This is a genomic window from Pseudomonas sp. CCI1.1 (genome assembly GCF_034348165.1).
GTDB classification, from domain to species: Bacteria; Pseudomonadota; Gammaproteobacteria; order Pseudomonadales; family Pseudomonadaceae; genus Aquipseudomonas; species Aquipseudomonas paracarnis.
Genome location: NZ_CP133780.1, coordinates 6,630,729 through 6,640,012 on the forward strand (window position 1 = coordinate 6,630,729; position 9,284 = coordinate 6,640,012).

Here is a 9,284-nt window from a genome sequence, read left to right on the forward strand (position 1 = left end):
AATGATGGATCGCCTGTCAAGCATGAACGCCTTCGTGATAGCCGCTGAATTAGGCTCCTATGCGAGGGCCGCCGAACGCTTGGGCATGTCGCCGCAGATGGTGGCCAAGCATGTCACCGCGTTGGAACAACGCCTGGGCGCGCGATTGCTCAACCGCACAACCCGTCGACAAAGCCTGACTGAACTGGGAGGGGAGTATTACGAACGCTGCAAACATATCCTGACGGAGGCCGAGGCCGCCGACGCCCTGGCACAGGTCATGAACGACACGCCGCGTGGCAAGCTGAAAGTCACCGCCCCGGTGACCTTTGGCTCCTACAGCCTGATGCCGTTGATCACCGGGTTTTTACGTGAAAACCCACAGGTAGAAGTCGATTTGCACCTGACGGATCGTTTCGTCGACTTGGTGGAGGAGGGCTACGACGCCGCGTTTCGCATTGGTCCGTTGGGCACGAGCGGCCTCACTGCGAGACCTTTGGCACCGTATCGGTTGGTGGCCTGCGCTGCACCGGCTTACCTGATGGCGCGAGGCACACCGCAGAAGCCGGCAGATCTTGAGCGTCATGAGTGCCTGGGGTACGCCTTTTCATCGCGTCCGGCGGATCGAGAGTGGGTGTTTTTCCAGGGCACGGTTTCCTACAAGGTACGAGTGGCCAGCCGTTTGCTCATCAATGAAAGCCGGGCATTGATGTCGGCGGCATTGGATGGTTTTGGCATTGTGCTCGGCCCGCAAGACTTTCTGCGAACGGCGTTGGCGAGTGGCGAGTTGGTGCGGGTGTTGCCGGAGTTTGAGGCTCCGAGTCGGTCGATGCATTTGGTCTACACCGCAAACCGCCAGCGTACCGCCAAGTTGCGCTGCTTTGTCGAGACTGTGCTGGGACGTTTTGGTCCGGTATGAAGGAGCACCACCGTGGCGGTCGCCGGGAGGCACGCTAAAGATCTACAGGTTCAGCCATCTGACAGACATCTCCTGTTAAAAATAACCCAGGCCCAAGCAGGGCCCGGCTGCAACAAAGGAAGGACTTCTTTCTGATGCAGGTGTTGGGCGTGTGCGCCCGAGGGTTTTGTATGTGGCTACGTTATGCAGCATTGGCCGCCATGGTGGTCGCGGCTTCCGGGTGTGTGCAAGAGCGTGTTGTGCATGAGCGCAGGCCGGTGCAACACGAGTACGTGGATGTGGTGGCGCCGCAACCGCCGCCGGTGCAGGTGATTGAAGTCGAGCCGGCGGTGCGCGAAGGTTATATCTGGTCACGCGGTTACTGGCGCTGGGAAGGTGGGCGCTATGTGGCAGTGCACGGCCATTGGGAACCGGTGCGCCAGGGGTATCGTTATGTACACCCGCATTGGGTGCAGCGTAATGATGGCTACCACTGGCAGATCGGCGGTTGGGTTCGCTAGCCCAACTTCCTCTCCCTCTGTAGGCGCGAGCTTGCTCGCTCCTACAAAAAAGCCGCTCTAACCGAGCCGTTTCATCCCTGCTGCCTTGGCTGCGTGCAGATCAAACGTGGCGGTGTACTCGCAACCGGCCGCATGGCCACAGCGTTCAACCAGGCAGTCGGCAAAGTCCGCTTTGCTTGCGGTGAACTTGCGCAGGGCCTGCCAGATGATATCGGCGTGCTCGACGGTCAGTTCCCGTGTGTGCAGCAAGGTTTCCAGTACCGTTACCACATCGCTTTTGGCCGACTGGTAGCAGGACTGCAACACCCACACCAGTTCCGTAAGCGTCACCAGGCTGACAAAACCTGGTGAGGCGGCGGTGAGCGATTCGATCAGTTGGGACGCCTTGGCGGATTGAACCGGGTCATCCTGGGTCACATAACGCACCAGCACATTGGTATCCAGGCCGATCATCCAGCGCTTGCTCCCTGGGCCGCGATGGCGCGGTTCATGTCTTCGATAGACACGGCATGGGCGGGCTTGCGGATCAAACCCTTGAGGTCCTTGACGGTTTTGCTGGCGGCAATCATGGAAAACTTGCCGTCTTCCATTTCGACGAATTCCACCCGGTCGCCTGTTTCCAGCCCCAGGGCTGTCCTGACCTGAACAGGGATGGTGATTTGCCCTTTTGAAGTGAGTGTGGCGGTGGCCATAGTGAAGATCTCCATCGTGATATTCCTTACCTTAGGGTAAGGAATGACGGAGGACAATATCCGTTGGTCCATAGGTCGCTCGCTGAGGTGAATGAGTTGGAATAGTAAAACCCTAGTCCGAACTCTTGTTCCTCACACGCGTTGCTATGTCCCAAACGAATACAAACTATGACCGACCGCCGCTGGCTTACTGCACCACGCGATAGCACGGCACATACGCCGCGCCGCCCGGCAGTTTCATGCGGTGCTGGGCCACGAACGCCTTCAATAATTCATCCAACGGTTTCATGATCGCCGGGTCGCCGTGGATCTCATACGGGCCGTTCTCCTCGATCAGGCGAATACCCTTGTCCTTGACGTTACCCGCCACGATCCCCGAGAACGCCCGGCGCAGGTTGGCCGCCAATTCATGGGGCGGCAGTGCGTGGCTCAGTTGCAGGCTGGCCATGTTTTCGTGGGTGGGGTCGAACGGGCGCTGGAAGCCTTCGTCGATCTTCAGCAGCCAGTTGAAATGGAACGCGTCGTTACGCTCGCGGCGGAATTGCTTCACCGCCTTGAGGCCGGTGGTCATCTGGCGGGCCACTTCGGCCGGGTCGTCGATGATGATCTGGTAATGCTTCTGTGCCGCTTCGCCCAGGGTGGCACCGACAAACGCGTGTAATTGTTCCAGGTAAGGCGCGGCATGTTTGGGCCCGGTAAGCACCACCGGGAACGGCAGGTCGCGGTTGTCCGGGTGCATGAGGATGCCCAGTAGGTACAGGAACTCCTCGGCCGTACCGGCGCCGCCGGGGAAGATGATGATGCCGTGGCCGACACGCACGAAGGCTTCCAGGCGTTTTTCGATGTCCGGCAAAATCACCAACTCGTTGACGATGGGGTTCGGCGCTTCGGCGGCGATGATGCCTGGCTCGGTCAAGCCTAGGTAACGGCCATTGGTGATGCGTTGCTTGGCGTGGGAAATGGTCGCGCCCTTCATGGGGCCTTTCATCACGCCTGGGCCGCAACCGGTGCACACGTCGAGGCTGCGCAGGCCCAGTTCGTGCCCGACTTTCTTGGTGTATTTGTATTCTTCGGTGTTGATCGAATGGCCGCCCCAGCACACCACGATCTTCGGCTCCACACCCGGGCGCAGCGTACGGGCGTTGCGCAGCAGGTGGAACACGTAGTCGGTGATGCCTTGGGAGTTGCTCAGGTCGATACGCTGGCTGTCCAGCTCGTTCTCGGTGTAGACGATGTCACGTAGGGCGCTGAACAGCATCTCGCGGGTGCTGGCGATCATCTCGCCATCGACAAAGGCATCGGCCGGGGCGTTGAGCAGTTCCAGGCGTACGCCGCGGTCTTGCTGGTGAATACGCACTTCAAAGTCTTTGTAGGCGTCGAGGATGGTCTTGGCGTTGTCGATATGCGCGCCGGTGTTGAGAATCGCGAGGGCGCATTGGCGGAACAGGGTGTAGATGCTGCCGGTACCGGCTTCGCTCAGTTGCTGCACTTCACGTTGGGACAGGGTTTCGAGGCTGCCCTTGGGGCTGACGGAGGCGTTGATGACTTGACGTTGGGGCATTCTGATTCCTTGAAAGCACAGCCACCGCGCCCGTTTGGGGGCGATGGCTTGAGAAGGGTGAGCGCCAATTAAGGTCGCACGAGACGGTTATTTACCTCAGGCGCAAGGCCTAGCGCAAATGCCGTCCAACACCATCATGCCGCAGAACTTACTGAATCAGCTTCCAGTTTTTGTAGAAAACCCGACGCAGGGTAAAGACCAGGCCGGCAAACCCTGCGATCACGGCGTTGAGCACCGAGGGCAGCAGGGTCGGGCGCACAATATCAATGAACAGGCAGTAGCGTTTGGCGTCGTTTTTGTTGAAGGAGGCGTGCATCAGCGTGTCATCGAAGATAAACAGCGGGTCGTCGTGCCAGTAGTGCTTGTGCTTACCCACCTGGATATACACGCCCTCATGGTGCGGTGCCGGCGCCATGTTGTAGAGCACACGGAACATCATGCGCAGGGGGCCGAAGTGGAACGACGTCGAGCGGTTCTCGTTGAACACCGAGACGCCGATGGTTTTCACGAACGGCAGTTTCTTGCGCAGCTGCGGGATATCCAGGGTGGTTTCGATCGGGCGGCCGTACCACTGGAAAAACAACATGCCGCGTTTCTTCTCGGCCATGCGTTCGTCCAGGTAGCTGATGATTTCATCCTTGCGGGCCATGGCGTCGTCGATCACCTGTTGCAGGTCTTCGCGCCAGGCCGGCGGCAGGTCTTGCAGGGTATAGACATGCCGGTTGCGGCTGCTCAGCAGGTCGAGCAGGGTGTTGAACGGTGCCAGCACCCAGGTATTACGACCGTTGCCGATAAAATACTTCTTGATGGTGTCGCGGTCGTACAGGCCGTTACGCAGGAAGTCATAAACGCCGCAGCACACCACCAACAGCAGAAACACCAGGCAACTGCGCGGGAAACAATAGATCAACAGCAGAACGCCGAGCGCCCACGCCAGGGACACCAGCTTTTTGCCGACAGCATTTTTGCTCATGAAACGAGGCTCCAAAGCCGAAATATATTGAAACAATATCGTCATCATAGGGCTTTCTGACACCGGCAGGCGTTTTTAAATAGGGCGAAATTGTGAAGCCACTGCACAATTTGTAACCGTTACCGTGCAGGCTCCGACGTTTTGTGGATTGAATTTTGAGAACAGAAGATTTGCGACTATCGTGACGCTTCGGTTTTTCAGGCGTCATAGACCGGTACGATTGAAGTTGAATGGCCACTATTGGCCTTCGGCACCTTGGAAGAGGCAGAAATTTTTATGATCATCAAACCGCGGGTTCGTGGCTTTATCTGTGTGACCGCTCACCCTGTTGGCTGTGAAGCGAACGTCAAAGAGCAGATCGACTACGTAACCAAAAACGGCGTCATCGAGGGCGGCCCTAAAAAGGTACTGGTCCTCGGTGCCTCCACCGGCTACGGCCTGGCCGCGCGCATCAGTGCTGCGTTTGGCTGCGGCGCCGACACCCTGGGCGTGTTTTTTGAGAAAGAAGGCGAAGAAGGCAAGCTGAGCTCCGCCGGATGGTACAACAGCGCGGCGTTCGAGAAGTTTGCTGTGGAAAAAGGCCTGTACGCCAAGAGCATCAACGGCGACGCGTTCTCCGACGAAATCAAGCGCCTGACCATCGAAACCATCAAGAAAGACCTGGGCAAGATCGACCTGGTGGTCTACAGCCTGGCCGCCCCACGCCGTACCGACCCGCAAGGCGTGGTGCACAACTCCACCCTCAAGCCAATCGGCAAGGCCGTGACCCTGCGCGGTATCAACACCGACAAGGGCGTGGTGGTCGACACCACGCTTGAGCCTGCGACCCAGGAAGAAATCGACGGTACCGTGAAGGTCATGGGCGGCGAAGACTGGCAGTTGTGGATCGACGCCCTGCGTGACGCCGATGTATTGGCCGAAGGCGCCAAGACGACGGCGTTCACCTATCTGGGTGAGAAGCTGACCCAGGACATCTACTGGAACGGCTCCATCGGCGAAGCCAAGAAAGACCTGGACAAGAAAGTTTTGACCCTGCGCGAAAACCTCGCTGCGCTCAAGGGCGACGCCCGTGTGTCGGTGCTCAAGGCCGTGGTTACCCAGGCCAGCTCGGCAATCCCGATCATGCCGCTGTACCTGTCGCTGCTGTTCAAGGTGATGAAAGAGCAGGGCACCCACGAAGGCTGCATCGAGCAGGTCTACGGCCTGTTCAAGGACAGCCTGTACGGCAGCCAGCCGAAACTCGACGCCGATGGCCGCCTGCGTGCCGACCTGGCCGAGCTGGAACCGAAGGTCCAGGACGCCGTGGCCGCGCTGTGGAACCAGGTGACCGACGACAACGTCAACGAGATCAGCGATTTTGCCGGTTACAAGGCCGAGTTCCTGCGCTTGTTTGGCTTTGAGGTCGACGGCGTGGATTACGACGCGGATGTGAACCCGACCGTCAAAATCAACGGGCTGATTCAAGCTTAAAACCCGGTCAATAAGGTGGGAGCTGGCTTGCTCTGATGTCAGTCAGTTAACGCAAATCCCCTGTGGGAGCGTGCTTGCCCGCGAAGGCGGTGCGTCAGTCGCGGCATCTGTGACTGCACGACCGCTTTCGCAGGCAAGCCAGCTCCCACATGTGATCTTCGTTGCTTTGAGCATTGCGTTCGCTCAATTTGGCTGTGCCTACTCCCTCTTTCTTTTCAGCCCCTTCTTACGCCTCCCTCTTTTAGATCTGTCAGACTCCAGCAGCTATCAAGCCACGCTAACGGAGGATCTGATGACGATTCGTGCAGTAGTTTTTGATTTCGGCGGTGTCCTGTTCGACTGGAGCCCGCAGCATCTGTACCGCAAGCTGATTGCCAACGACGTCGAGCGCCAGTGGTTCCTCGACACCATCTGCACCCAGGCCTGGAACACCGAGCAAGATGCCGGTCGCTCCCTGGCTGAAGCCACCCGCACCCTGGTTGCCCAATACCCCGAACACAAGACCCTGATCCAGGCTTATTACGAGCGCTGGCCCGAAATGCTGCGTGCTGAATTACCCGAGGGCGTGGCGATTCTCGAAGCGTTGCACCAGGTTGAGATGCCGCTGTTCGGGCTTACCAACTGGTCGGCTGAAACCTTCCCTTACGCCCGGGCCAACTACCCGTTCCTGAAGCGTTTTCGCGACATCTTGGTGTCTGGCGAGGTGAAGCTGATCAAGCCTGACCCGGCGATCTACCACGCCAGCCTCAGTCAGGTGCGTGAACACCTGCCAGACATCCAAGCCAGTGAAGTGGTGTTCATCGACGACGTCGCCGGCAATATCGAGGCCGCCATCGCATTGGGCTGGCAGGGCATTCACCATGTATCGGCCGAGCGCACCGCCGCGCGTTTGCGCGAGTTGGGCGTGGCGTTCTAGCGCGCCCATTTCTCCATTACAAAGTCGACGAACGCCCGCAGCTTGGGCAGGCGGTAGCGGTCTTGGCGATACATCAGGTGCATGGGGCGGCTGGGCAGTTTATAGGTGGTCAGCAAGGCCACCAGCTTGCCGCTCTCCAGGTCCGGTTGCACCAGGGCATCGGCCAGCATAATGATGCCCATGCCGTTGATGGCGGCCTGACGCAAGCCTTGGGAGCTGTTGATGGTCAATGAGCCAGACACCGGCACCTCCACCCCACCTTCATCGCCGGTCATGCGCCAAAGTTTATCGGTGTCGCGCCAGTTGTCGTTCGCGGGGTAGGCGAATGCCAGGCAGTCATGCTGCTGCAGGTCATCCGGGGTGTGCGGTGTGCCGCGTCGCGCCAGGTAGGCAGGGGAGGCGCAAAGGGTGAGGGTATAGGCCTGCAGAGGCCGGGCGATCAGGCTGGAGCTTTCCAGTTCGCCGAGACGAATCGCCACGTCAAAACCGCTGTCGACCAGGTCCATGCGCTCATTGCTCAGCACCACGTACAGGTCGATAAGGGGGTAGCGCTGGGAAAACTCACTCAAGGCCGGCACCAGGCGTTCGGTGCCGAACACTGGCGGCGCGGTGATGCGCAGGCTGCCTTTGGGGGTTTCGCTGTGGACCTGCTCGGCCAGTAGCTCCGAGTCGGCCACCAGCCCCAGCACTTCCAGGCAGCGCTGATAATACTGCCCGCCAAATTCGGTGAGGTTCTGTTTGCGCGTGGTGCGTTTGAGCAAGCTGACGCCAAGCCGTTGTTCCAGCGCTCGCAGATGGTTGCCCACCATGGTGGTCGAAATCCCGCATTCCTGCGCGGCGGCGGTCATGCTGCCGGTCTCGACGACTTTCACGTACACCGACATTGCCTGGAACAGATCCATTATCAAGCCCTGGTTTAAAGTTATTGCAGTAATTCTGCGTTTATCCAGCGAGGGTGGTTAACCATACTTGATCCACCGCAACGATGCACTGGAGCCGCCACCATGACCGCCGCCTGCCTGATGAGCACTTATCAACCCCTGGCCCTGAGCTTCACTCGCGGCCTTGACACGCGCCTGTGGGACCAACAGGGCCGCGAATACCTGGACGCCGTGGCCGGCGTGGCGGTGACCAATGTTGGTCATTCCCACCCCAGGTTAGTGGCGGCCATCAGCGAACAGGCCGGCTTGCTGCTGCACACCTCCAACCTCTACAGCATCGACTGGCAACAACAATTGGCCCGGCGCCTGGCCCAACTGTCCGGGCTGGACCGCGCGTTCTTCAACAATTCCGGCGCCGAGGCCAACGAGACGGCGCTGAAGCTGGCGCGTTTGCATGGCTGGAAAAAAGGCATCGAACAGCCGCTGGTGGTGGTGATGGAGAACGCCTTCCACGGCCGCACGCTAGGCACCATGGCCGCCAGCGACGGGCCGTCGGTGCGCCTGGGGTTCCAGCGTCTGCCCGGCGATTTCATCAAGGTTGGCTTTGGCGACATGGCGGCCCTGGAGGCGGTCACCGAACAGTTCGGCACGCGCATCGCGGCGGTGCTGCTTGAACCGATCCAGGGTGAAAGTGGTGTGTTGGTGGCGCCGTCGGGCTACCTCAAAGCCCTGCGCGAGCACTGTACGCGCCACGGCTGGCTGATGATGCTCGACGAAATCCAGACCGGCATCGGGCGCACCGGCACCTGGTTTGCCTTCCAGCACGAAGGCATCGTGCCGGACGTAATGACCCTCGCCAAAGGCCTGGGAAATGGCGTGCCCATCGGCGCCTGCCTGGCCCGCGCTGGCGTCGCTGAGCTGTTCACCCCCGGCAGCCATGGCAGCACCTTTGGTGGCAACCCGCTGGCGTGTCGCGTCGGGTGTACGGTGCTGGAGATTATCCAGGAGCAAGGCTTGCTGGAAAACGCCGCACGCCAGGGCGAACACTTGCTGGCGCGTTTACGCATGGAGTTGGAGGACCATCCGCAGGTGCGGGCGATTCGTGGCAAGGGCTTGATGATCGGCATTGAACTGGCAAGCCCTTACCGTGACCTGGCCCAACGGGCGGCGCAGGAGCATGGGCTGTTGATCAACGTCACGCGGGGCAAGATCATTCGGCTGTTGCCGCCGCTGACGTTGCAAGGCAAGGAAGTAGAAATGATCGTGCGAGCCATCACCCGCCTACTGGACTGAAAAAGTGCGGAAGGGGGCGATGCTCGTTCCCACGCTCTGCGTGGTAACGCCTCCTGTGACGCTCTGCGTCACGCCTTAAGAGCGGACGCGGAGCGTCCAG

10 protein-coding genes are annotated in these 9,284 nt (G+C 59.7%); 5 read left to right on the forward strand and 5 right to left on the reverse strand.

All coding sequences use genetic code 11. The annotated features are described in order from the left end of the window. Position 1: 1 nt before the first annotated feature. A complete protein-coding gene (locus tag RHM69_RS30340) occupies positions 2–898 on the forward strand; it encodes a LysR family transcriptional regulator (RefSeq protein ID WP_019820667.1) in 897 nt (298 codons plus the stop codon). A gap of 170 nt (positions 899–1,068) precedes the next feature. Then, the gene (locus RHM69_RS30345; protein ID WP_014717593.1) at positions 1,069–1,398 is read left to right on the forward strand and encodes a YXWGXW repeat-containing protein; all 330 of its coding nucleotides are present in this window, start codon (positions 1,069–1,071) and stop codon (positions 1,396–1,398) included. Positions 1,399–1,455: 57 nt separating this feature from the next. On the opposite strand, the gene RHM69_RS30350 is transcribed toward RHM69_RS30345, so the two are convergent. The 4 genes from RHM69_RS30350 to RHM69_RS30365 form a co-directional block, all read right to left on the reverse strand. Beyond that, positions 1,456–1,851 (reverse strand): PIN domain-containing protein, encoded by a 396-nt coding sequence (locus RHM69_RS30350; RefSeq protein ID WP_102666241.1) that lies wholly within the window; start codon positions 1,849–1,851, stop codon positions 1,456–1,458. Then, a complete protein-coding gene (locus tag RHM69_RS30355; protein ID WP_014717595.1) occupies positions 1,848–2,105 on the reverse strand; it encodes an AbrB/MazE/SpoVT family DNA-binding domain-containing protein in 258 nt (85 codons plus the stop codon). The genes RHM69_RS30350 and RHM69_RS30355 overlap by 4 nt, the downstream gene beginning before the upstream one ends. A 172-nt stretch (positions 2,106–2,277) precedes the next feature. Beyond that, complete coding sequence (gene ppnN / locus RHM69_RS30360; protein WP_014717596.1) at positions 2,278–3,651, reverse strand: nucleotide 5'-monophosphate nucleosidase PpnN; 1,374 nt, start codon at positions 3,649–3,651, stop codon at positions 2,278–2,280. Between the two features lie 148 nt (positions 3,652–3,799). Further along, positions 3,800–4,624, reverse strand: coding sequence for an aspartyl/asparaginyl beta-hydroxylase domain-containing protein (locus RHM69_RS30365; protein WP_019820661.1), 825 nt, complete (start codon positions 4,622–4,624; stop codon positions 3,800–3,802). A 276-nt stretch (positions 4,625–4,900) separates the two neighbouring features. On the opposite strand from RHM69_RS30365, the gene fabV reads away from it, so the two are divergent. Then, positions 4,901–6,094, forward strand: a complete 1,194-nt coding sequence (gene fabV, locus RHM69_RS30370) for an enoyl-ACP reductase FabV (RefSeq protein ID WP_003189732.1) — start codon at positions 4,901–4,903, stop codon at positions 6,092–6,094. A 292-nt stretch (positions 6,095–6,386) separates the two neighbouring features. Further along, positions 6,387–7,010: an HAD family hydrolase gene (locus RHM69_RS30375; RefSeq protein WP_032902659.1), complete on the forward strand. Its 624-nt coding sequence runs from the start codon at positions 6,387–6,389 to the stop codon at positions 7,008–7,010. Here the strand turns inward: RHM69_RS30375 and RHM69_RS30380 are convergent. After that, entirely contained in the window at positions 7,007–7,912 is a 906-nt protein-coding gene (locus tag RHM69_RS30380; protein WP_060767602.1) for a LysR family transcriptional regulator, read from the reverse strand. The two genes, RHM69_RS30375 and RHM69_RS30380, sit on opposite strands and share 4 nt — an antisense overlap. Before the next feature lie 102 nt (positions 7,913–8,014). Between RHM69_RS30380 and RHM69_RS30385 the strand changes: the two genes are divergently transcribed. Continuing rightward, a complete protein-coding gene (locus tag RHM69_RS30385; RefSeq protein WP_282375338.1) occupies positions 8,015–9,184 on the forward strand; it encodes an aspartate aminotransferase family protein in 1,170 nt (389 codons plus the stop codon). The last annotated feature ends 100 nt before the right edge of the window (positions 9,185–9,284 follow it).